Below are 24330 nucleotides of genomic sequence, written 5' to 3'. Positions count from 1 at the left end.
GGTCTGGGGGCGGCAGCCCCCAGCAGACGGCTCCCCAAGGGTGAGATCCGGGTAAAAAGGCTGATCGTAGGCCCACACACCCCGCCGATCCGCCGGAGGCATTGGCAGACTGGGAGACGTGTCCCAAACTGTGCTGCTCGCCGAAGACGACCGCGCCATCCGTCACGCCCTGGAGCGCGCCCTGAGCCTGGAGGGCTACCAGGTCACGGCGGTCGCCGACGGCGTGGAGGCGCTGGCGCAGGCCCACCGCACCCCGCCGGACGTGCTGGTGCTGGACGTGATGATGCCCGGCATCGACGGCCTCCAGGTCTGCCGGGTGCTGCGCGCCGAGGGCGACCGCACCCCGATCCTCATGCTGACGGCCCTCGTGGAGACCGCCGACCGTATCGCGGGCCTGGACGCGGGCGCCGACGACTACGTGGTGAAGCCCTTCGACGTGGAGGAGGTCTTCGCGAGGCTGCGCGCGCTGCTGCGCCGGACCAGTTCGGGCAACGGCGCCCTGGTCGACGTACCGAAGGAACCGCAGCACACCGACCGGCAGATCGAGGCGGCCGGGCTGCGGATGGACATGCAGGCGCGGCGGGCCTGGCGGGACGGGCGGGAGCTGGAGCTGACGCGGACCGAGTTCGAGCTGCTGGAGCTGCTGGTCCGCAATGCGGGGATCGTCCTCGACCACTCCACGATCTACGACCGGATCTGGGGCTACGACTTCGGGCCCGGTTCCAAGAACCTGGCCGTGTACGTCGGCTACCTGCGCCGCAAGCTCGACGATCCGGGGGCGCCGGCGCTGATCCACACGGTGCGCGGTGTGGGTTACGTGCTGCGGGAGGACTGAGTGGGGCGGCTGCGGCGCCTGCTGGTCAGACGGCGGCCCGGCCTGGTCTCCCTGCGCACCACGTTCGCGGTGTCCTTCGCGGCGGTGACCGCGGCTGTCACGGTGCTGGTCGGTGTGCTGTCGTACAGCGCGGCCGCGCGGCTGGTGAGGGTCGACCAGGAGTCGGTGTTCGACCAGGTCGTGCAGGATCTGCGGGACGAGGTGCGCCAGCACAAGATGACCCCGGCCGACTTCTCCTCGTCGGCGCCGGGGCACGACATCGTGCGGCCGGCCCGGACCGATGTGCAGGTGCTGGGTCCTGACGGTTCGGTCGTCGACTCGGGCAGTCCGGCGCTGCCGGTCACGGCCGCCGACCGGGGGATCGCGGCCGACCGGGCGGCCGGGACGATCGCCGAGCACAAGGAGGTCGACGTCGGCGCCGACGTCTACCGCGTGGCGACCGTCTCGCTGGGTGACCGGCGGGGCGCGGTGCAGGTGGCGCAGGAGTTCAGCGACACCGAGGATCTGCTGCGGGCGTTGCAGCAACGCACGCTGATCCTGATGGCCGCGGTGGTGACCGGCGCGGGTCTGGTCGGCTGGTGGCTGGCCCGGCGCATCACCCGCCGCCTGATCGTCCTCACCTCGGCGGCGGAGGACGTGGCCCGCACGCGCCGGCTCGGCATCGTCGTACCCGTCGCCGGATACGACGAGGTGGGCCGCCTCGGCCGCGCCTTCGACCGCATGCTGGGCCGCCTGGCCCAGTCCGAGGAGGACCAGCGCCGCCTGGTCCAGGACGCGGGCCACGAACTCCGCACCCCCCTCACCTCCCTCCGTACGAACATCTCCCTGCTCCGCCGCATAGACGAACTGCCCCCCGCCACCCGCCTGGAACTGGTCGCGGATCTCTCCCAGGAGGCACGGGAGTTGACCGACCTGGTCAACGAACTCGTCGACCTCGCGGCCGGCCAGTCCGACACGGAACCGCCCCAGCGGGTGGACCTCGCCGACATCGCCGAGGACGTCGCGGGCCTGGCCCGGCGCCGCACCGGCCGCGAGATCACGGTCCGCGCGAGCGGCGACACGACCACCGACGGCCGCCCCGGCGCGCTGACCCGGGCGATCTCCAACCTCGCTGAGAACGCGGCGAAGTTCGACCGCGACGGCACGGACCCGATCGAGATCAACGTCTCCGGCCCCGCCCGCCCCGGCACGGTCCGCGTCGAGGTCCTCGACCGCGGTCCGGGCGTCGCCGAAGCCGACCTCATCCGCATCTTCGACCGCTTCTACCGAGCCGCCGACGCCCGCTCCCTCCCCGGCTCCGGCCTTGGCCTCTCCATCGTCCGAGAGGTCGCGATGGCCCACGCGGGCGCACCGTTCGCCTACCGGCGGGAGGGCGGGGGGTCGGTGATCGGGTTCACGGTGGGTGGGGGGCCGGAGGGGCTTACGAGGTGAGCGACGGGTCGTACGGGCTGAGCGACGGGTCGTACGAGGTGACTGGCGGGGTTCGCGAAAGGGCCGCCGGGAGCTGCGAGTTGGTCGACGGGCACCTGATCTGGGCCGCCCAGTTCCGCCCCGACGGTTCCCCGGGACCCGGCGTCCGCACCTTCCACCACGGCTCCGCTACGGCGGTGGCGAGCCCGGACCTCTCGGGGCGGGACCGGATCGCGGTGACCGGGACTGAGGGCGACGCGCTGATCCTCGTACGGGATGTGCTGCGGGAGGTCGGGCCGACGTATCGCCCTTTCGGCGAGGTGGAGTTGATCGACGGGCTGGTGCGCGGGATTCCTGAACTCGGGCGCGGGGGTGGGCCGTTCCTGTGGATGGAGACGGAGGAGCGGCCGACGGTGTCTGGTCCGGGGGACGTCGACTGGTTGGACGCGCGGGGTGAAGGGGAGGCAGGAGACCTCTTCGCCCGACACTTTCCCGACTCCTACGCCCAACCGGGCCGCCCGGGCGTGCGCCGCTGGGCGGGGGCGCGCGACGAGTCCGACGGAAGGCTCCTCGCCGTGGCTGCCGATGCCTGGTCGGGGGTCGGATGTGGGTTCCTGGCCGGGGTCGTCACGCATCCGGGGGCGCGAGGGCGGGGGTTGGGGGGTGCGGTGTCGGGATTCGTCGTAGGGGCGCTCGTACGGGATTACGGGCGGGCCGCGTTGATGGTGGACGTGGGGAATGCGGGGGCGGTGGGGGTGTATGAGCGGGTCGGGATGAAGGGGCGGGTGCTCGGGGCGGCGGGGGTAACGGGGGTGCGGGTGGCGTGAGTTGGAGGCGGGGCTGTCGGGACCGTCGTAGCCGCCGTGGTCGTATGTGACGGGCATCACGGGAACTCGGTGATCCGGGCGGTCAGTTGAGAACGTGACCACAGATATGCGAACCCGGATACGGGCCGGAGATCCGGACGCCTTCGCGGAGCTCTTCGACGACTGTGCCCGCGCGGTGTACAACCACGCCTTTCGACTGACCGCCGACTGGTCGGTGGCCGAGGACGTCATGTCGGCGACGTTCATGGAGGCTTGGCGGCGGCATGCGTCGGTCGAGGCCGAAGGGGGCTCCCTGCGGCCGTGGTTGCTGGGCATCGCCACCAACGTCGCCCGCTCCCACTACCGCAGCAACCGGCGCTACCGGGCCGCGGCCACCGCAGCCGCGGAGGCGGGCGCGGGGGAGGCGCAGGTCGCCGACCATGCGGAGGAGACCGCCGGGCGGCTGGACGACCGGCAGCGGATCACCGCCACGCTGACCGCCCTCAGCTCCCTGAGACGCCCCGAACGCGAGGTGCTGGTGCTGTGTCTGTGGGAGGGCATGGAGTACGCCGACGCGGCCCGCGCCCTCGGCATCCCGGTCGGTACCGTCCGCTCCCGCCTGTCCCGCGCCCGCGGCAAGCTGCGCAAGCTCGCGGACGCCGAGTTGAAGAAAAAAGGCAGAAAGAATCGGGAACCCACCTCCACGAACCGGCAGATAACAGGTGATCGCGGATACGCGGTCCGGTCCGCACAGGAAGGAAACCGATGAACGCCAGCCCCTCCCAGCCGCATCCGGCTGAGTGGACGGAGACCCAGGACCTCCTGCCCTCCGTCGAACGGGATCTGCCGGCGGGCCGCCACCAGTTCCACAAGGAGCAGATGATGGCCCAGATCCACGAAGACCTCCGTACCTCTGCCGGCGCCCGCCCCGCCGCCCCGACGGTCGCCCCGCAGCGCCGCAACCCGTTCCTGCGCCGCGCGATCCTGCTGCCCGCCATGGCGTGCGCACTGGCCGGCGCGGTCGTCGGCGGCCTCGCCCTGAGCGGCGGAAACGGCGACGACAAGATGCCCCTCGCCACCGGCCCCGCCCTGACCACCACGATCGGTGCCGCCGACCCCAAGGGCGCCCCCCAGCTGCTCGACCGCATCTCGCTCGCCGCCGCCGACACCTCGGAAACCGCGGTGCAGGAAGGCCAGTTCGTCTACATCGCCTCGAAGGTGGCCAGCACCTACCCCAAGTCCGTGGACGGCAAGGACTCGATCGTCAGCGAGGAACTGCACGACCGGCAGACCTGGATGTCCCCGGACGGGAGGAAGGGCTGGCTGATCGAAGCGGGCCAGACGAGCAAGGACGGCATCACCCTGGACAGCAATGTCCCGCTGAGCGGTGCGTACGACGCCCTGGTCAAGCTGCCCACCGACCCCGACGAACTGCTGCGCCGGATCTACAAGGAGTCGGACGCCAACCGGGACCCCGAAGTCCCCCGCGACCAGGCCGCGTTCGTCGCCATCGGAGACCTGCTGACCGAGAGCTACCCGCCGGCGGATGTCGCCGCCACTCTCTACAAGGCCGCCGCCAAGATCCCGGGGGTCGTCGCGGTGGACGACGCGGTCGACGCGGTGGGGCGGCACGGGGTGGCGATCGCGCGGCAGGACAACACCGGTGAGCGCGAGGAGTGGATCTTCGACAAGAAGAGCCTGCGGCTGCTCGGCGAGCGCATCGTGGTCGTCGACCCGGGCAAGGACAGCGAGTTCAAGGCCGGCACCGTCACCTTCACCAGCGCGATCACGCAGCGCGCGGTCGTGGACGGGATCAAGCAGACGCCGGGCGGTACGGCGAGCTGAGCGACGACGAGGAGCGTGCCGGGTCCCGAACTTCGGGGCCCGGCAGTCCCGTTGTCGTCCGGGCCCGGCAGGCGCATTGTGCGGGGCCGGTGTGAGCGGGAGGCTGGGCAGATGAATCACGGGCACCCCCGCAGACACCTGGACAGGCACCTCCGTTGATACCGGACCCGCCGCCCGAACCCCTCGGCCCGTCGTCGCTGGTCTGGCGGTACTTCAGCGACTGGCGGAGCCTGCTGCTGAGCCTGTGGGCCGGGTCGATGCAGAACATGCACCCCGGTCTCGGCGCGGGCGTCCAGGAGCACTCGCACTTCTTCGAGGAACGCTGGCAGAGGCTGTTCCGCTCGCTCTACCCGATCGCCGGAGTGGTCTACGACGGCCCGGACGCGGCCCGTACCGCCCGCCAGGTCCGCGACTACCACCTCGGCATCAAGGGCGTGGACCGCCACGGCCGCCCGTACCACGCCCTCGACCCCGACACCTTCTTCTGGGCCCACGCGACCTTCGTCATGATCCCGGTGCTCCTGTGCCAGTACTTCGGCCGCCCGTTGACGACGGCACAGAAGGAACAGCTCTACACCGAGAGCCTCCAGTGGTACCGCCTGTACGGCGTCAGCGACCGCCCCGCCCCCGCCAACTGGCCCGACTTCTGCGCCTACTTCGACCGGATGTGCGTGGAGGTCCTGGAGGACAACTGGCCGACCCGCGCGGTCCTGGACATCCGCCACATAGCGAAACCTCCAGCCCTACGCCGACTACCGGACGCCCTCTGGAAAGTACTGCGCGTCCCGGTGACCCGCCCCATGATCTGGCTCACCATCGGGATGTACCCACCGGCGATACGGACCCGCCTCGGCTACCGCTGGTCCCGCCGCAGCGCCGCCGCCCTGTGGCTGCTGGGCCGCACGATCGCGCTCGGCTGGCATCTGGTGCCGTTCGAACGGCGGTACCATCCGCGGGCTCGGGCGGCTTGGCGGCGTGCGCGCGGACTCTCGACGGCGCGGGTGGAGACTCCCGCGCGGAACCTGCCGCCCTCGCCATGACCCGCGCCGGCCACGTGCGGTGCCATCACGCGAGCACTTGTGTCCACGGCACAGGGCCGCCAGCCACGTCCCTGAACGGGTGTCGCTGACGGCCCTGTTGCCTTGGGCGGCCGACATTCTGAGCCGCTTTCACTACGTCATGCGTCAGGCCCCAGCGACGCCAGATCGAAGGCATTGCTGATCGAGCTGTAGCCGTCCGCCGTCAGGTTGACGTGGTCGCCCGAGTCGAAGTCGGCCGGAGCCACGTCGTTGCCCAGTTTCAGCGCCTGTGGGTCCGCGGTACTCGCCGTGTCGGTGACCGCGACGACCGCCTCCGCGTCCACGTAACTCACCGTGGGCGAGGTGAGGTCGGTCTGGTCGGTGATCCAGGTGTTGGTGTCGATGCGGTTCTGGTCGACGGCCGCCGTGCAGGCGGCGTAGCCGTCGCAGGGGGTCAGGGTGGCGAAGACGACCTTGATGCCCCAGCCCTTGAGCTGATCGCGCAGGAGCCCGAGGGCACTGTCGATGTCGACGTCGTCGTGGCCGGCGACGATGTCCTCCAGGCCTTGGGTGACCACCACGGTGCGCAGACCGGGGATGGAGAGCACGTCCCGGTCCAGGCGGGTGACCGCGGCACGCCCGCCCGCGCCCGCTCCCTGGTCCGTCCCCAGGTAGTTGTTCTCGATGCCGGAGGCCAGGACGCCGTGGACGGGGATGCCGTCGGTGTTCGTGCGCAGCCGGTAGGACAGCCACTGGTTGACGCGCTGGGTGTTGTAGCCGGCCGTGTTGCCCGCGGTACGGGTGTTGATGAGGCCGTCGCCGAGCACGGACACGGCCGACCGGTGATCCGTGGTCGTGACGTCCACTTCGGTGAGGATGTCGGCGAAGCGGCCGGAGGTGGAGCCCGTCGCCTTGAAGGCGGTGTCGGCGGTGTCCGTGCTGTGGTCACCGCTTCCGGCGGGGCTGACGTAGCTGAGCGTGTCGGTGGCGGCCCAGGGATGCATGACCAGGTAGGCGACTTTGTTGACCAGATGCATGCTGGTCGTCAGCGAGGTGCCGGGGGCTCTGCTCAACGGGACCGGGTCGCTGTACAGTTCGCCGCCTTCGGGAATCACGACTGATCCGCTTCCGCCGAAGGTCACGTCGACGGGTGTGGAGGCGGTCGTCGCACCGCTGCCGTACGGGGCGACGGTGACGTGGTCGAGGGTCAGCGGGTCGGTGCCCAGAGCGTTGGACAGCCGCAGCCGGACGGTGTCGCCGCCGACGCTGGTCTGGGTGACCGTGCGAATGGTCTGGTTGCTGAAGCCGCCCGTACCGGAGAACTGGAACCGTTCCTCGGTCGGTGCGCTCCAGCTTCCGGTCCAGGAGGCGCCGCCTGCCGCGGCAGCGGTGTCGCGCACGGACATGCCGATGATGTGCAGCCCGGGTACGTACTTTCGGGCGGCGTCGGCCAGATCGGGCAGGGTCACGGAGCTGACGGTGGCACCGGCCTTCAGGGGTACGGCGAAGGCGTAGATGTTGGTGCTCCGGGTCTCCTGAGCGCTCGGGGTATTGCGGTGCAGCAGGTTGACAGTGGCCAGGGAATCGGAGCCGTACACCCAGTCGGGCATGGCCAGGTAGAAGTTCCGGGAGTCGCCGTCGCCATAGGAGATGGACCCCTGTGGGGTGACACAGTCCTCGTAAGTGCCGTTGCCCAGGCTGCAGTTGGACGCCGAGACGTTGGTGTTGTCGGGGACGACCGGGCTGGTGAGGTCGCCCAGCTGGTGTTCGGAGCCGACGAACCCATAGGTGGAGAAGCCCAGGAAGACCAGTGCCTGGCCGTGGGCGCCGTTCAGCTGGATGGTCTGGTTGGCGGCCATCACGTTGTCGCCGCTCGCGGAGCCCCAGTTGGGAAGGGTGAAGTCGGCCCCATCGACGGTGATCTTCCCGCCGGGCTGCCAGCCGGCCGCTTTGAGGGACTGCAGGGAGAGGGTGGCGCCCACCCCGTCCGCGTCGCCGGTGGTGCGGGCGCCGTCGTCTGTGGTGGCGGTGTTGTTGAAGGCGGCCTGCAGACTGGCGTACGTCTTCGTGGCGTGCCCGATCGCGGTGAACTCGTACTGCTGCTGGGAGGAGGTGTTGCCCGCGGAGTCGACGGCGTAGACGTAGAGCGTGTGGGTGCCCGGTGCCACCGGGGTCACTGTGATCGTGGCGGTGTTGTTGCTGGCCGTCTTGGTCTGCGCGGCAGGGGTGTTGGAGAGCGGCGGGGCGGCGTCGAGGCCGAAGAGGAACTTCGCCGCGTTGTTGCCGTTGGTGCCGGGGTTCACCGAGAGGGTGAACTGGCCCGGAGTGCCGGCCGCGGTGATGCCCTCTCCGTCCTCGGGGTAGAGCTTGTCCGCGGATTTGACGGTGGGCTGGGCGGGGCTGTGCAGGTCGACGGTGAAGTGGCAGGTGGCCGAGGCGGCGGAGGTGTCCTCGCCGTCGGAGGAGGTGGCCTTCCAGCTGACCACACTGCCGTCGGCGAGCCCGCTCATGAACGTCGAGGGAAGCTGCTTGGGCGCGTTGGCGCCGCTCGCGACGGTGGCGCTGGTGGCCGTGGTGGCCGTACCGCTGCCGACCCAGTACGAGTAGGTGGCGGCCAGCGCGTCCTTGTCGGAGTCGCTGATCTTGGCGTTGAGGGTGGGCGGAGTGGTGGCCAGGGTCTTGCCGACGATCGGGTACGGCGTGGCGGTGCCGCAGCCCAGCGAGGTGGAGCCGACCTTGGTGGCCAGGGTGCCGGGCTTGGCGGGCACGTGGTTGTACGTGATGGACATGGACGGGTTGTTGGCGAAGCGCTTGAAGTAGTTGCCGTCGCCGCTGCTGCTCTGGCTGTTGACCAGGGCGAAGGTCCAGCTCGTCCAGTGCGCGGCGGCGCCCTTGGCGATCGTGGACGTCACCGAGAACCCGCCGGAGGGCTCGCTGGTGCAGGCCGGGCCGAAGCTCTTGGTGGCCAGCTTGCCGGTCAGGGACGGCTTGTTGTTCCAGGTGGTGCCGGAGCTGATCGCGCCGGACCAGTAGAGATAGACGTCCGAGGAGAGGCTGCAGCTGGCGGAGTAGTTCTCCTTCGCGTCGACGGTGGCCGACACGACGTGCGAGCCCCAGATGCCCGACGGCACCGCGAGCTGGAAGTAGGAGCGCTCACCGCCGATGCAACCGGACCAGCTGTTGTAGCCGACGCCGGGGTCCCCGTACTGGGTGGAGTCGTAGTTCTTGGCGGTGGCGCAGCCCTGTTGGGTCTCGACGTAGTGCTGCTTGGCGCCGGAGGCGTAGTGCGGGTTCCAGGTCGGGTCGATGAAGACCGGGAACCTGGTGTGCGTGTCGCCGAGCAGCTTGGCGTCGGGGACGAGTGACAGGGTCCGGCCGTGCAGCCGGCCCTCGACCCGGGCCACCCGGGACCGGGGCGCGGGGCCCGACTCCGGGGCCGTGTGCGCCGCGCCGATGCCGCTGGAGTCCCACATCGCCGGCTGCGGCGCGCTGAAGAGCACCTTGCCGTCGGGCGTGGTCGCGGAGAGGTTGCCGTGACCGTCGTCGGTGACGTCGACGCCCTTCGCCCTTGTGCTGAGGGCGAGTTGGGAGAGTTCCGGGTCGGCCGCGGCCTCGGCGTTCTTGACGACGAGGACCTCGGACCAACCGCCCTGGGTGTCGGCCGTGACCCGCAGGTCCACATCGGGCAGCACGTCCGGGTAGGTCAGACTCGCGCCGGAGGCGTGCGGGACCGGCAGCGCGTGCGGCCAGGACAGGGCGAGGGACGCGGTGCCCTTGGTCATGGTGGCGAGCGGGGTCGTACCGCCGCCGGAGAAGGCGAGCGGCTCTGCGGTGGCGGCGGGGCTCCAGGTGCCGTCGGCGTTGCGCACCAGCGTGGCGTCGACCGGGACCCAGCGGTGGGCCTTGCGCACCCGGACGGGCAGCAGGCTGGAGTCGTAGGTGACGGTGCCGGAGGGGTTGGCCGTCGTGGTGGCCGTCTCCGTGGTCAGGGCGTCGACGCGCACCGCCTTGCCGGTCGCCGCGGCCTGCTTCTGGGCGTCGGCCAGAGCCGACTCCTCGGCTGTCGTCAGCCCGTCGCCGTCATCGCTCGGGCGCAACGAGCCGGTCGGTTCCGGCGCCTTCGTGTCGTTCGCCGGCGCCGGAGTCAGCTCCGGCCGACCGGCGTCGACATCCGCGACGGAGCCCGGTGCCGAGTCGGCGGCGGCCGGCTGAGCGGCGAGCGGAGCCAGGCAGAGTGCGCCGACCGTCGCGAGGACCAGGAATCTGCCCGGTATTCGAGGACTCTTTCTGAATGAGTCCCCTGAGGAAAGTCGGCGGAAACGGTCGGACATCTGCCCCCCAGTGTGAGTCCGAGTGGAAATACGCCAATAGGCGCGAGGGAGGCTACCCGTAATCACGGTGCGACTACAACAGGGTAGATGAACTGTACAACTTTGCTGTCCAGTAGGCCGGTTGGAGTTCCTATTGGGTAATCGATGGCTTTCATGGGGGAGTTGACGGATTTGCCGTCCGATTTTGGTCGAACGGAGGGCGGTACATGGCGATCTCTATACCTTTTGAACATGTGAAGGGGCTGTGATGGGCTCCTCCGGTCTGATCCAATAATTCGTCGGCAGCCGTGCTGGAATTGGGGGGTCCGGAGTGCGTCGGAATTCACGTTGGCGGATTTACAGAAAGACCATGCGGATACGCAGGGTGCCCGCTGTGTGGATCGTCGCAATCGGCGCGCTCGCCCTCCTCGTCGGGTTTATCTCGCCGACGGACGCGCTTGCGGGCGTACAGCACGCGAACCACCTCGTGAAGGCGAAGAAGGAACCGTCGGTTCCCGTCTCGCCGGTCAAGGGCAAGGCCGCGAAGGTGCCGCAGATGGCGCGCTGGAGTGCCGCCCAGGCGCACCGGACCTGGCCCGCCAAGGGGGCGGCCGACGTGGCGGTACCGGCGCGAGGCGCCGCCGCCGAGCGGGCCGTCGGCGTCCCGGTGACGGTGGCGGCGGCGAAGGGAGCGCATCGCGCGGATGCGGGCAGCCGCGTCCACGTGTCGCTGCCGGGCCAGACCGCCGCGCAGAAGCTCGCCCTGCACGGTGTCGTACTCACCGTGCGGCCGGACAGCGCGAGTTCGGGCGGCACCGCCCAAGTGGGCCTGGACTACTCGGCGTTCAAGGACGCCTACGGCGGCGACTGGGCCGGCCGACTGCGCCTCGTACAACTGCCGGCCTGTGCCCTGACCACTCCGCAGGCCGCCGCCTGCCGCAAACAGACCCCGCTGACCTCGACCAACGACGTCAAGACCCGGACCGTCTCCGCCGAGGTCGCGCTGCCCGCCACCACCACCGCGCAGCCCGTGGTGCTCGCGGCGGAGGCGGCCGCCGCGGGTGGCGGCGGCAGTTACTCGGCCACGTCTCTGTCCGCGTCCGGCCAGTGGTCGGCCGGGGGCTCGGCCGGCGCGTTCAGCTACTCCTACCCCATCTCGGTCCCCGACGTCCCCGGCGGACTGGCCCCGAACGTCTCCCTGGGCTACACCTCGCAGGGCGTCGACGGGCGCACCTCCGCCACGAACGCCCAGTCCTCCTGGATCGGCGACGGCTGGGACTACTCACCGGGCTTCGTCGAGCGCAGCTACGCCTCCTGCTCCGACGACACGGCGAACGGCTCCCCCAAGACCGCGGACGAGTGCTGGTCCGACGACGTCGACTCGCTCACCCTGTCGCTGAACGGCTCGTCCAACACGCTCGTCCACGACGACAAGTCGGGCACCTGGCACCCGCAGGGCGACAACGGCGAAAAGATCGAGGTCAGGACCGACACGGTCAACGGCGACAACGACAACGAGTACTTCGTCGTCACCACGGCCGACGGCACGCAGTACTACTTCGGCAGGAACCGCCTGCCGGGCTGGGCGACGGGCAACGCGACCACCAACTCGGTGTTCACCACGCCGGTGTACGGCAACGACACCGGTGAGCCGTGCCACGCGTCCACCTTCGCCGCCTCCTGGTGCCAGCAGGGCTACCGCTGGAACCTCGACTACACCGTCGACCCGCACGGCGACGCCATCAGCTACTGGTACACGCCCGAGACCGGCTACTACGGCCGGGACAACGCGACCACCCCGACCACGTACGCGCGCGGCGGCTACCTCTCCAAGATCCAGTACGGGCAGTTGGCCGGCAAGGTCTACGACAGCACCGCCCCGGCCGCCGCCCAGGTCTTCTTCGACACCTCCGAACGCTGCCTGGCCGACTCCAGTTTCGACTGCGCCACGTCGAAGATGACGACCGCCAACGCCTCGCACTGGCCGGACGTCCCCGTCGACCAGACCTGCGCCTCGACGGGCACCTGCAACAACCACGGCCCGGCCTTCTTCACCACCAAACGCCTGACGGGCATCCGCACCCAGACCCTGGTCGGCACCGGCTACCAGGATGTGGACGCGTGGACGCTGACCCACACCTTCCCGCCGACCGGGGACACCACCACTCCGTCGCTGTGGCTGAGCCAGATCGTGCACACCGGCAAGGACGGCGGAAGCCTGGACCTGCCACCGGTGAAGTTCGCCGGCCAGGCGCTCGCCAACCGCGTGGACGGCCTCGACGGCTACCAGCCGATCACCCGCTACCGGATGACCACGGTCACCACCGAGTCCGGCGAAGTGATCACCGTCAACTACACCGCGCCGCAGTGCCATCGCACGGGCACCCCGGTGCTGCCGTCCAGCCAGGACGGCAACACCCTCCGCTGCTATCCGCAGTACTGGACCCCGCCGGGCCAGACCTCGCCGCAGCTGGACTGGTTCAACAAGTTCCTCGTCAACTCCGTGACGACACAGGACCCCACCGCGAGCGGGCTCCCCGTCCAGACGTCGTACAAGTACGTCGGCGACCCGGCCTGGCACTACAACGACGACCCGATGACCCAGGCCAAGTACCGCACCTGGAACCAGTGGCGCGGCTACGGCACGGTCGAGTCCCGCACCGGCACCGCCCCGGAGAAGATCACCCTGTCCCGGGAGACGTACTTCCGCGGCATGGACGGTGACAAGACCTCCAGCGGCACCCGCAGCGTCACGCTCGACGACACCGCGAGCGACGACCCGCAGAAGGACTCCGACTGGCTGGCCGGCCAGACCTACGAAGAGCTCTCCTACAACGGCGACGGCGGTGCACTGCTCTCGGACACCGTCACCGACCCCTGGACCTCGACGGCGACGGCCACCCAGTCCCGTACGAAGGCGAACCTGGACCCGCTGGTCGCGCACCGCACCAACATCCAGCGGACCCGCACCGTCACCACCAAGGCGGACGGCACCAAGCGCACGACCGAGACCGACTACACGATCGACGACGCCACCGGTCTGCCCAAGGCCGTGGACGACCTGGGCGACACCGCGACCTCGACCGACGACAAGTGCTCCCGCACCTGGTACGCGACGGACGCCTCCGGCAACCTGCTGCCGATCCCGCGCCGCGTCCAGGCGGTCGCCGTCTCCTGCTCCGCGAGCCCGAAGTACCCGCACGACCTGCTCAGCGACGACCTCACCTTCTTCGACGGCTCCACGGACAACACCGCCACGCCCACCAAGGGCGATGTCACGATGGTCCAGAAGGCCGACTCGGTCGCCGCCGACGGCACCGCGCACTACATCACGGCGCTGAAGAACACCTACGACTCCTACGGCCGTGAGCTCACCGAGACCGACGCCGACGGCCGCGTCACCACCACCGCGTACACCCCCACCACCGGCGCGGCCCCGACCTCGATCAAGGTCACCCAGCCGAAGGTCACCGGCCAGACCGCGGGGTTCGCCACCACGACCACCCTGGACCCGGCCCGCGGCCTGGACCTGAAGACCACGGACGCGGCCGGATACTCCACCACCAGCGTCTACGACGCGCTGGGCCGGCTGACCTCGGTGTGGAGCCCGGGCTTCCCCACCGACAACAACCCCAACATCAAGTACAGCTACAACCTCACGCCGTCGGCGGTATCCACGGTCACCACCCAGACCCTCACCGGCGCCAACGCCTACCGCACCTCCGTCTCGCTCTACGACGCGATGCTGCGCCCGCGCGAGACGCAGACGGCGACCGTCGACGGCGGTCGCACGATCACCGACACCGTCTACGACTCGCACGGCTGGGCGGTCAGTTCCTCCGACGCGTACTACAACACCGGCGCCCCGAGCGGAACGCTGGTCGACGCGCCCGACAACAAGACGCCGTCCCAGACCGCCACGGTCTACGACGGCGCGGGCCGCACGACCGCCTCGATCGCCTACCACTTCGCGTCCGAGACCTGGCGCACCACCACCGCCTACCCCGGCTCCGACCGCGTCGACGTCACCCCGTCCGCCGGGACCACGCCCTTCGGCGCCACGCCCAGCACCACGTACACCGACGCCCGCGGCCAACTGGTCAAGCTGCTGCGCTACCACGGCACCACGGCCTCCGGCGCCGCCGACACCGTCACCTACTCCTACGACGCGGCCGGCAACCAGACCGGACAGGACGACGGCCAGGGCCACACCTGGTCCAGCGGCTACGACCTGCTCGGCCGCCGCACCTCGCAGACCGACCCGGACACCGGCTCCTCCGGCTCCACGTACGACAACGCCGGCCAGCTGCTGACCACGACCGACGCCCGCGGCAAGACCCTCAGCTACACGTACGACGAAATGGGCCGCAAGAAGGCCGAGTTCGACACCACGGGCGGCGTCGCGCAGTCGACGACCAACGAGCTGGCCGCGTGGACGTACGACACGCTGAAGAAGGGCAAGCCCACCTCTTCCGTCCGGTACGTGGGCGGCACCGGCGGCTCCGCCTACACCGAGAAGGTGGCCGGCTACGACAGCCACGGCTGGCCGCAGGCGACCCAGTTGGTGATCCCGGCGGCCGAGGGCGCGCTGCAGGGGACGTACACCACCCAGAACCGCTACAACCTCACCGGCACGATCTCCTCGTACACCGATGCCGTGCCGGCCACGGTCAACCTGCCGCAGGAGACGGTCGGTTACACCTATGACGACTTCGACCGCCCCAAGGCCGTCGCGGGCGACACCTGGGGATACGTCCAGAAGCTGAGCTACACCGAGTTCGACGAGCCGTACCAGTTCACCTACGGCACCTCGGGCAACTTCGCCCAGCAGACCCTGAACTACGACGACCAGACCCACCGTCTGACGGACTCGACCACGATCACCCAGTCGGGTGCCGCGATCGCCGACAAGACGAGTTACTCCTATCAGCCGTCGGGCAACGTCACGAAGATCACCGACAAGCTGGAGACGGGCTCGACCGACACCCAGTGCTTCGACTACGACTGGGCGCAGCGCCTGAAGGACGCGTGGACGGCCACGGACGACTGCGCGGCCACCCCCGCGTCCGGCGCCGCCGGCACGGTCGGCGGCCCGTCACCGTACTGGCAGTCGTGGTCCTACGACGCCACGGGCGCCCGCTCCTCCCAGGTGGACCACGACACCGCCGGCGACACCTCCCACGACGCGACCTCCTCGTACACCCCGTTCGCGGCGGGCAAGGGCCCCGCCCACGCGGTGTCCCAGGTGGACAAGGTGGTGCCGGGTGACGCGACGGCCGACACCACCAACGCCTACACCTACGACGAGGACGGCAACGTCCGCACGCGCACCACTCGCGCCGGTACCGACACCTTCACCTACGACGTGGAGGACAACCTCTCGGAACTGTCCTCGACGGGGTCGAGCGGTGACACGAAGTATCTGTACGACGCCGGCGGCAGCCTGCTGATCCGGCACAGCCCCGACGCGACCACTCTCTACACGGGCGACGAGGAGATCACTCTCAAGACCGGGGCCGCCAGTGCCGACGGGGTGCGGTACATCTCCATGGCCGGCGAGACCGTGGCCACGCACTCCTCCGACGGCAAGATCAGCTACCTGATCCCCGACCGCCAGGGCACCGGCACCCTGGAGATCGACTCCCAGACCCAGCAGGTGACCCGGCGCCAGTACAAGCCCTTCGGCGAGACGCGCGACCAGTCCGGGACCTGGGTCGGACAACAGGGCTTCGTCGGCGGCACCCAGGACGACAACACCGGCCTGACCAACCTCGGCGCCCGCGAGTACGACCCGTCCATCGGCCGCTTCCTCAGCCCCGACCCCATCCTGGCCCCGGATTCCCCGCAGTCGTGGAACGCCTACGACTACGCCGACGACACCCCGGTGACCGCGTCCGACCCCAGCGGTGGCTGCGCGGACGCGGACTGCCCGACGCGGAACTGCCCCGCCTGCCTCAACTACACGCCGGGGCACCCCACGGAGCAGGCGCTGCACGACCGGCCCGGCTCGGGCAGCACACCCAGCAACACCAAGGCGTACGCCAAGCAGTACAAGGCGGACATCAGCAACAGCGCGGCAAACACGCGGGCGGAAGAGCGCGCTCTGGAGCGGCAGAAGGCCACCGCGGACGCGGCGGCCGCCGCGGCGAAGAGACAGGCGTCGGGCTTCAAGCATCGCCTGGTCAGTCTGGTCGCGGACGTCATCGGTTTGACCGACGCCTACAACTGCTTCACCAAGGGCGACGTGATGGGCTGCGTCAACACGGCCCTGACAGCGGTGCCTTGGGGGAAGGTCTTCAAGGCCATCAAGGTCGGTGTAGAGGCGTTCAAGATCTGGCGGGCCCTCGACCGCGCCTATACGGCGGTCAAGGACGCGGAGGAAGCCGCGAAGGTGGCCGAGGACGCGGTCAAGGCCGAGCACATGCTGGTGGACGCGGAGAGATCGGAGGGGGCGGGAGCGGAAGCGGCCAGCTGCTCGGTGCACAGCTTCGTACCCGCGACCGAAGTCCGCCTGGCCGACGGCTCGTCCAAACCGATCAGCAAGGTCAAGGCCGGCGACACGGTCCTGGCGACGGACCCGCAAACAGGCGTCACGGCCCCGGAGAAGGTCCAGAACGTCATAGTCACGAAGACGGACAAGGACTTCACGACACTGACGTTGGACACGGCACCGGTGCGTGGTCCGCCCCAGCACGGGAAGCCCCACACCGAGACCCTGACGACCACTTGGCACCACCCGTTCTGGGACGCTACGCGTCATCGGTGGACGGATGCCCGCGACCTGACTGCCGGCACGCAACTCCGCACCGCGGACGGGACCGTCGCCACGGTGGCCCAGGTCCATAATTTCCACCAGCACCGGACCACTTACGACCTCACTGTTGGCGTTCTCCATACGTACTATGTGCTGGCGGGCGAGACTCCGGTTCTCGTTCACAACGTCAATGAAGACACGCTCTGCAACGTGACTCTTGGACCTGCCATTAGGGGGCGGAAAGCGGAGGGGGTGACCGCTGAGCGCGGCGATACTGTCCTGGCTCATGAGCAACGGATGATGAATGAATTCGGTGACCGAAATGGCTGTGCCTCGTGCGGGGCAGCCGAATCGGGGTACAAGGACGGTCACTGGACTGGCGATCATAATCCGCCGAACAAGCTCTCAACCAGCGGCCCGTGGACCCTTTATCCGCATTGCAAGGCATGTTCCAAACAGCAAGGTGGAATCGTGCGGACGCTGCTCAAGGAGTACTATGACTTCCCGGTGTGGAAACCGTAACAGTAGGTGGACTCAATGATGCTCTTCGCCGCGTGTACGACGAGATTCGCGCACGGCCTCGTTGTTGCTGCCGCACCCGGGAGCGTCGACGCGCATGAAAGCTGGGATCCCGCGACCGATGTGGTCCATGGTGGTGCAGACTCCTTGTTCATCTCAGTCCAGCAGGCTGCCAGCGGTCCAGCGTCAGTCCGATGTCTACAGGGACCGTACGAGCCGAACGGGAAAACTCTCGTGTACTCGGGAGAATTGATACTTCCTCAGGCATCTCTCGAAATTTCCGATCCAAATGAATCGGTTAGGTTGTTGATTCCAGTTCCGAACGTAGAAAATCGAGTCGAAGTCTATGGAGACGGCACCGATGAGCCAGACGAGGTAGTGATCGTTCTGATGGGCGACAAATCGTGGTAAGTCGTAGGCTCTGTGCCCTCACCCGCTGCTAGTCACCCCGCTGAATCTTCGCCTCGTGATCAGGCGGGGCAGTTCGGCTGTTACCTGAAGAAAATTCATCGCCGTATTTCTCGCGGGTCAGCGATTTTTCTCAGGATAATTTGCCCGGAAAATCATGTCCGGGCATCGTGAGGATTTGTGCCTACGGGCTCTTGGCAAGGGTTCGGCGACTACCTCGCTGGGCTGCTCGCGCCGCAGGAGTGGATCAAGACGCCATCGACCCACGGCTCGACCTGCTCCATGATCAGGGCGTGAACGCCCTGATCATGGACGGAGTGATAGAGATCGACGACTCGAGGGACCGTAAGGACGGCACTGCGACCGCACACGTGGATCGGCAGTGGCTGGGTCGAGTGGGCATCACAGACAACGGCATCGTCATGATGGCCAGGGTGGCGCCCGGCGGCCGCGCTCTCCGCTGCATGCGACTCCCTGCACGCACGCCCACCATTTCGCTCGCTCTCGGCTTGGCCCGGTGTTCCGCACGAAACCATGGGTGGCCGCCGACTGCGCCTACTCTGTCAGCGGCGTAACGGTAGGCGGCCCCCGTCGGCCAGCCCCACAGATCGATCCACACCGCATGAGCTCTTGCCGAGCGGGATGTTGACTGCCTCGACGAGTGGACACCGGTCGAATGCCACTTCCGAAACGGGATCAGCGAGACCTGGTGGGCCGAAGATGCCGCCTTGGCAAATATAGCCTCGACACCCCTGCCGCCAGGTCATGACCACCACCGACCCAGCCACCCTGCTGGAGAAGGCGACCGGGTACCTGGCCCCCAGCCTGCCGAACTCCGAGGTACCACACGCCGCCCTCAGTCCGCACCCGTTGGCCAACCTCGCCGAAGTCGTCCGCCTCCACGAGCTGAAGCTCTAAATCGAACAGAGCTACAAGCAGATTGAGGACGAATTCGGCTTGGCTGACTTCCGGGTCCGCTCCAACCACTGCGTACGTTGCCAACCTGACGGCGAGGGACCTCGGCGCTTAGTTCAAATGCCGCCCGAAGAACTCCGCCGCCGCATCCCCCGCGTACTGCGGAACCCCGGTATGACCGCCCATATTCGCGTTCAACGTCTTCTCCTTCGAGCCGAACGCGTCGAACAGGTCCAGGGCCACCTGGCGGTCGTTCCCCTCATCGTCCCATTGCAGCAGGACGTGCAGCGGAATGGTGACCCGGCGGGCCTCCTCAAGGGTCACGCGCGGTACGAAACTGCCTGCGAACAGGACCGCCGCCGAGATTCGAGGCTCGACCGCCGCCAGTCGCGTCCCGATGGCGATCACTCCCCCCGAGTACCCGACCGGGCCGTCGATCTCCGGTAGGGAGAGGAGCGCGTCCAGGGTGGTTCGCCATTCCGGGACCGACTGTTCGACCAGCGGGAGGACTAGGCGGTCCACGATGTCGTCGGTGACCGGCTCGCCGGCCTGCAGTGCCTGGCGCAGGTCGGCGCGGGCCTGCTCCGGGCCGGGAAGACTGGGGCGGTCGCCGCTGCCGGGGAGTTCGATGGTGACGGAGGCGTAGCCCTGGGACGCGGAGTGCCGGGCGCGGCCCACCAGCCGGGAATGCATCTTCTGCAGTCCGCCGGGGTGGCCCATCAGGATCAGCGGTGCCGGGGCGGATGCCGATGCGGAGGCAGGGGTCCACAACGTGCCCGGGATCTCGCCGAGGGTGAAGTCGCGTTCCAGGACGCCGTCTTCGAGGCGTCGTTCGGAAGTGAAATGCATGGTCGTGCCCTTTCGGGAGTGCGCAGAACGGCGCTCCCGGACGACCTATCGCCCGACCGTGACCCCGGAGGAGAGCACCCACGTCGATACTGTGATCACGGGTACCACCTCCTCGTTCTCTCGCACGGCCTCCGGCAAGATAGCAGGGGGTGCTGTGCGCCGCCAACGGGTTTTCGCGGGGTCCGAGAACCCCGCCCGCACACCGCGAAAACCCCGTCGGCGCTCCCGTCAGCGCAACGCCCTCCCGTCCGCATGCAGCGGTGCCGACAGGCGGATGGTGATGAACTCGTCGTTGTCCGGCCGGCCGGGCGTGCGGGCCGAGGAGAACGGGAAGTTGTTGTCGTTCAGGACGGCCAGGGTGCGGTCGTCGAGGAGGACGACGTCCTCGATCGTCTGGAACGGGAAGCGGAACGTCGTACCGAAACCGCCCAGGCCCTTGGGGTTGGCGAGGTTCAGCAGGTCGGCGACCAGGGTCTTGTCGACCACTCCGTCGCCGTCGCGGTCACGGGTGTCGACCAGGTAGAGCCGCTTGAACTTGGCGGTGTCGCCCTGTCCGCCGTCGCGCTCGATGACCAGGAAGCGGTGCTTGTCGACCGCTATCGCGTCGCCGATCGCGTTGTCGGTCGACTCCAGGCGGTACACGAAGCGCTTGCCGGTGTACTTGCCCTTGCGTATGTCGAACTCGCTGAAGCGCAGGTCACCGGGGGTGTCACCGACGACCGTGCCCTCGGTGAGCGGGTAGAGCCGGCGGCCGTCGACGCCGCGGACCAGGCCCTCGAAGCCCTTGCTGCTGTTGAGGGTGGGCTGGGCGCCGTTCAGGTACGGGTTCTCCGGCGCTTGTACGCCCGCCAGCGGGATCGGCGCCTGGAGCAGGCGGCCGGACTTGGAGAAGTGCAGCAGGAAGGGGCCGAACTCGTCGCCCATCCAGTAGGTGCCGTCGGCGGTCCGCACGATCGACTCGACGTCGAAGTCGGCGCCGGTGAGCACCCGGTCGGCCCGCGTCAGCGGGAACGCGACGTGGTGGTCCGGGTCGCTCAGGTTGAACCCGCCGACCACGGTGACCTTGCCGGTGCGGGTGTCCGGCTTGACGCGGTGGACCCGGAGCAGGAAGTCGGCGCTGTTGGCCTTGTTGCCGTAGCCGTTGTCGGACAGCACGTCGTAGGTGCCGTCGTGCCGGTTCACGGCACCGCTGAAGCCCTGCACGGGCTGGTGGGCGAACGGCGCCGTGACCCCGTTGAACGGGCCCGTGCCGATGGCGGAGCCGGACGGCTCGCTGCCCGGTACGAAGGTCGCCGCGGGCAGGGAGGCGAAGCCGGTCAGGGTGGCCTGGCCGTACGTGGCCCGGTCATGCTCCGTGGGCTCTCGGTCAGCCATCGCGGGGGAGGCGAGGCCGAGGGTCAGCGCCGTGGCGGTGACCATGATCGAAAGTCTTCTCATGGCGCGCACAGTAGGGATACAGAGTGACGGGGGCGCCAACGGCGGGCGACCGGCCAGTGCCCCCGGCCAGTGCCCCGGCTCCGGCTTCGGCACCAAAAAGGGCGAGGCCCGAAGACCCCGCCCGCTACCGGTGAAACCCGCTACCTGTGAAAACCCGGCTCAGGGCCACACCAGGCAGTACGGCTGATGTCCCGCCTCATGCAGGCGGTGGCTGAAGTCCTGCCATTCGTGCAGCAGTTGGTAGACGTTGAACGCGTCCCGCGGGCCGCCCCGGTCCGGGACCGTCGACCAGATGAAGGCTGCCGCGCCTACCGCTTCCTCGCCTATGCCGCGCAGTGGGTCCACGACCGTCATCGGGAGTTTGACCACGGCGTAGTCGGGGTGCAGGACGACCAGTTCCAGCGGCGGCACCTTGTGGAGGGGGACGCCCTCGATGCCGGTCAGGACCATCGCAGCCATCGTCTCCGGCTTGATCTTGGTGAACATGCCGTTCATCCCGAGCTCGTCGCCGCCCAGCTCCTCGGGGCGCATCGAGATCGGGACGCGGGCCGCGGTCGCACCGTCCGGCGCGCCGAAGTACTTGTACGTCACCCCCACCCGACCACCATTCCTGCTCCCCGCCCTGAGGCGCTCACTGTGTGCCTGACGCGCGTCCGGCAGACGTGCTTCGTTCGAATCCTCCGCCTCGCGTCGGTGCTTTCCCCCTCGGGCACGTCGAGGACCCAGGTCGTCGGTCCCCTCGCCCAGTCCGCCACCGCGATGCATATCTCCACCCGACTGCTTTTCTAGGACGCGTGGCCCCCGCCGCGCAACCCGATCATCGTGTCAGTGACCTCCCCCACGGCCGCTCGCCGAAACGTGCGTTGAAACACCTGTCCGCAGGATCTTCGCAGCCCCCGTACACGATGGCATCTGTGAGCTGTGTGTATCACGTTCCAGTCTCGCAGATGGTCCGGGGGCGGTGGCCTGCGGATGGTCGGGGCATGGTCGGCCGATGGCCGAATAGTGGCCCAAGGGTGCGGGACCGGATCCTCGATCAGGTGGCCTGGCCTGCGGTGCGCGGGCGCGCCCCCGAGGCCCCGCGCCCCCTGGCCTACCCTGAGGAGGTCACAGGCAAGCGGAGTCCGTGAAGTCGGAGAAAGACGGAGAAGGTCGGAGAAGTCGCAGGTCATGAGCGAACTGCCCTATTCATACGAAGCGCCTGTCTCACAGGCCCTGTTCGACCGTGCGGCCGTCGTCACACCGGGCGGCGTGAACTCGCCGGTGCGCGCCTTCCGCGCCGTGGGCGGCACGCCCCGGTTCATGGTGTCCGGTACCGGTCCGTACCTGACGGACGCGGACGGGCGGGAGTACGTCGACCTCGTGTGCTCCTGGGGGCCGATGATCCTCGGGCACTCGCACCCCGAGGTGATCGCCGCCGTGCAGCGGGCCGTCTCGCGCGGCACCTCCTTCGGCACGCCCGGTGAGGGCGAGGTCGAGCTCGCCGAGGAGATCGTCGCCCGGGTCGAGCCCGTGCAGCAGGTGCGGCTCGTGAGCAGTGGGACCGAGGCGACCATGAGCGCCATTCGGCTCGCTCGTGGGTTCACCCAGCGGTCCAAGGTCATCAAGTTCGCCGGGTGTTATCACGGGCATGTCGATTCGCTGCTCGCTTCGGCCGGCAGTGGTGTGGCCACCTTCGCCCTGCCCGACACCCCCGGTGTCACCGGTGCCCAGGCCGCCGACACCATCGTGCTGCCGTACAACGATCTCGAAGCCGTCAACGAGGCCTTCCACCGGCACCCCGGTGAGATCGCCTGTGTGATCACCGAGGCCTCGCCCGGCAACATGGGCGTCGTCCCGCCGAAGCCCGGCTTCAACCAGGGTCTGAAGGACGCGTGCGCCAAGAACGGCGCGCTGTTCATCTCCGATGAAGTCATGACCGGGTTCCGGACCAGTCGCAGTGGTTGGTACGGGATCGACGGTGTCCGGCCCGACCTCATGACCTTCGGGAAGGTGATGGGCGGTGGGTTCCCCGCCGCCGCCTTCGGAGGGCGGGAGGACGTCATGGCGCGGCTCGCGCCCGCCGGGCCCGTCTACCAGGCCGGCACCCTCTCCGGTAACCCCGTCGCCACCGCGGCCGGCCTCGCGCAGCTGCGGCTCCTCGACGAGGCTGCCTACGTCAAGGTCGACGCCGTGTCCGAGCAGATCCAGGCGCTCGTGACCGAGGCGCTCAGCAAGGAAGGCGTCGCGCACCGCGTGCAGAACGCCTCCAACATGTTCTCCGTCTTCTTCGTGGACCGTTCGGTGCGCGACTACGAGGACGCGAAGGCGCAGGAGTCCTTCCGCTTCACCGCCTTCTTCCACTCGATGCTGGCGCAGGGCGTCTATCTGCCGCCCTCGTCCTTCGAGTCCTGGTTCGTGTCCACGGCCCACGACGAGCGAGCCGTGCAGCGCATCGCCGACGCCCTCCCGGCGGCGGCCCGAGCGGCGGCGGAGGCCACCTCAGCATGAGCGACAGCAACAACACGGCCGGCGACGACCTCACCGTCGTACACCTGATGCGGCACGGCGAGGTCGCCAACCCGGACGGGGTGCTCTACGGGCGGCTGTCCGGGTACCACCTGTCCGAGCTCGGGCGGCAGATGGCCGACCGGGTCGCCGAGCATCTCGCGCCGCGCGATGTGACGTACGTCGTCGCCTCGCCGTTGGAGCGGGCGCAGGAGACGGCGACGCCGATCGCCAAGACGCACGGGCTCGACCTCGCGACCGACGAGCGGCTCATCGAGGCCGACAATGTTTTTCAGGGCAAGACGTTCGGGGTCGGGGACGGGGCGCTGAAGAAGCCCGAGAACTGGAAGCACCTCGTCAACCCGTTCCGGCCGTCGTGGGGTGAGCCCTACGTCGACCAGGTGGTCCGGATGATGGCCGCGCTGGACGCCGCCAAGGACCGGGCGCGCGGGCACGAGGCCGTCGTCGTCAGCCATCAGCTGCCGATCTGGATCGTGCGCTCGTACGTCGAGAAGCGGCGGCTGTGGCACGACCCGCGCAAGCGGCAGTGCACGCTCGCCTCGCTGACGACCTTCACCTACCAGGGCGACAAGATCGTGTCCGTCGGCTACACCGAGCCGGCCCGCGACCTCGTCCCGGCCCATCTCCTCGCCGGCGCCAAGCCGGTGAAGGGGAAGAGCAAGGCCTTCGGCGCCTGAGCATTCACCGCGACACGGGTACGTACGGAATGCCCTTT

At 69.0% G+C, this 24330-nt stretch carries 13 protein-coding genes and 1 pseudogene; 10 read left to right on the top strand and 4 right to left on the bottom strand.

The genetic code is table 11. The features are described 5' to 3' along the window. The first annotated feature begins 130 nt into the window (after positions 1-130). The 6 genes from ACWDR3_RS26785 to ACWDR3_RS26760 all read left to right on the top strand — a co-directional run bounded on the left by ACWDR3_RS26785 (position 131) and on the right by ACWDR3_RS26760 (position 5936). Entirely contained in the window at positions 131-835 is a 705-nt protein-coding gene (locus ACWDR3_RS26785; RefSeq protein WP_450355127.1) for a response regulator transcription factor, read from the top strand. Continuing rightward, entirely contained in the window at positions 836-2266 is a 1431-nt protein-coding gene (locus tag ACWDR3_RS26780) for a HAMP domain-containing sensor histidine kinase (RefSeq protein WP_450355125.1), read from the top strand. After that, positions 2263-3072, top strand: coding sequence for a GNAT family N-acetyltransferase (locus ACWDR3_RS26775; RefSeq protein ID WP_450355124.1), 810 nt, complete (start codon positions 2263-2265; stop codon positions 3070-3072). The genes ACWDR3_RS26780 and ACWDR3_RS26775 overlap by 4 nt, the downstream gene beginning before the upstream one ends. A gap of 94 nt (positions 3073-3166) precedes the next feature. Then, positions 3167-3820, top strand: a complete 654-nt coding sequence (locus tag ACWDR3_RS26770) for an RNA polymerase sigma factor (RefSeq protein WP_450355123.1) — start codon at positions 3167-3169, stop codon at positions 3818-3820. Beyond that, positions 3817-4896: a CU044_5270 family protein gene (locus ACWDR3_RS26765; RefSeq protein ID WP_450355122.1), complete on the top strand. Its 1080-nt coding sequence runs from the start codon at positions 3817-3819 to the stop codon at positions 4894-4896. The genes ACWDR3_RS26770 and ACWDR3_RS26765 overlap by 4 nt, the downstream gene beginning before the upstream one ends. A gap of 155 nt (positions 4897-5051) precedes the next feature. Further along, complete coding sequence (locus ACWDR3_RS26760; protein WP_450355121.1) at positions 5052-5936, top strand: oxygenase MpaB family protein; 885 nt, start codon at positions 5052-5054, stop codon at positions 5934-5936. 137 nt (positions 5937-6073) lie between these two features. On the opposite strand, the gene ACWDR3_RS26755 is transcribed toward ACWDR3_RS26760, so the two are convergent. Further along, positions 6074-10012 carry a hypothetical protein gene (locus ACWDR3_RS26755; RefSeq protein WP_450355120.1) on the bottom strand — a complete coding sequence of 1313 codons (3939 nt, stop codon included), beginning with the start codon at positions 10010-10012 and terminating at the stop codon, positions 6074-6076. 583 nt (positions 10013-10595) lie between these two features. Here ACWDR3_RS26755 and ACWDR3_RS26750 point away from each other — a divergent pair. Both ACWDR3_RS26750 and ACWDR3_RS26745 read left to right on the top strand, forming a co-directional pair. Then, the gene (locus ACWDR3_RS26750) at positions 10596-17501 is read left to right on the top strand and encodes an RHS repeat-associated core domain-containing protein (RefSeq protein WP_450355119.1); all 6906 of its coding nucleotides are present in this window, start codon (positions 10596-10598) and stop codon (positions 17499-17501) included. Positions 17502-18363: 862 nt separating this feature from the next. Beyond that, positions 18364-18902 (top strand): annotated as a pseudogene (locus tag ACWDR3_RS26745) (IS701 family transposase); the annotation flags it as partial. A 30-nt stretch (positions 18903-18932) separates the two neighbouring features. On the opposite strand, the gene ACWDR3_RS26740 reads toward ACWDR3_RS26745, so the two are convergent. From ACWDR3_RS26740 to ACWDR3_RS26730, 3 genes are all read right to left on the bottom strand, one after another. Continuing rightward, the gene (locus ACWDR3_RS26740; RefSeq protein WP_450355118.1) at positions 18933-19670 is read right to left on the bottom strand and encodes a dienelactone hydrolase family protein; all 738 of its coding nucleotides are present in this window, start codon (positions 19668-19670) and stop codon (positions 18933-18935) included. Positions 19671-19898: 228 nt separating this feature from the next. Next, entirely contained in the window at positions 19899-21107 is a 1209-nt protein-coding gene (locus tag ACWDR3_RS26735; protein WP_450355117.1) for an esterase-like activity of phytase family protein, read from the bottom strand. Positions 21108-21266: 159 nt separating this feature from the next. After that, positions 21267-21704, bottom strand: coding sequence for a hypothetical protein (locus tag ACWDR3_RS26730; RefSeq protein WP_003974483.1), 438 nt, complete (start codon positions 21702-21704; stop codon positions 21267-21269). 573 nt (positions 21705-22277) lie between these two features. Here ACWDR3_RS26730 and hemL point away from each other — a divergent pair. Both hemL and ACWDR3_RS26720 read left to right on the top strand, forming a co-directional pair. After that, entirely contained in the window at positions 22278-23597 is a 1320-nt protein-coding gene (hemL, locus tag ACWDR3_RS26725; protein WP_450355116.1) for a glutamate-1-semialdehyde 2,1-aminomutase, read from the top strand. After that, the gene (locus tag ACWDR3_RS26720; protein WP_450355115.1) at positions 23594-24292 is read left to right on the top strand and encodes a histidine phosphatase family protein; all 699 of its coding nucleotides are present in this window, start codon (positions 23594-23596) and stop codon (positions 24290-24292) included. Before hemL ends, ACWDR3_RS26720 begins: the two co-directional genes overlap by 4 nt. Positions 24293-24330 lie beyond the last annotated feature (38 nt).

Source organism: Streptomyces sp. NPDC001002 (assembly GCF_053599215.1).
The sequence above is the reverse complement of the archived record's forward strand: the minus strand, read 5'-3'. Positions and strand labels throughout refer to the sequence as shown.

What these genes read in the sequence shown, in the direction of transcription:
- ACWDR3_RS26740 (WP_450355118.1), bottom strand. Translation starts at nt 19,670, where the DNA reads ATGCATTTCACTTCCGAACGACGCCTCGAAGACGGCGTCCTGGAACGC.
- hemL (WP_450355116.1), top strand. Translation starts at nt 22,278, where the DNA reads ATGAGCGAACTGCCCTATTCATACGAAGCGCCTGTCTCACAGGCCCTG.
- ACWDR3_RS26750 (WP_450355119.1), top strand. Translation starts at nt 10,596, where the DNA reads ATGCGGATACGCAGGGTGCCCGCTGTGTGGATCGTCGCAATCGGCGCG.
- ACWDR3_RS26720 (WP_450355115.1), top strand. Translation starts at nt 23,594, where the DNA reads ATGAGCGACAGCAACAACACGGCCGGCGACGACCTCACCGTCGTACAC.
- ACWDR3_RS26765 (WP_450355122.1), top strand. Translation starts at nt 3,817, where the DNA reads ATGAACGCCAGCCCCTCCCAGCCGCATCCGGCTGAGTGGACGGAGACC.
- ACWDR3_RS26735 (WP_450355117.1), bottom strand. Translation starts at nt 21,107, where the DNA reads ATGAGAAGACTTTCGATCATGGTCACCGCCACGGCGCTGACCCTCGGC.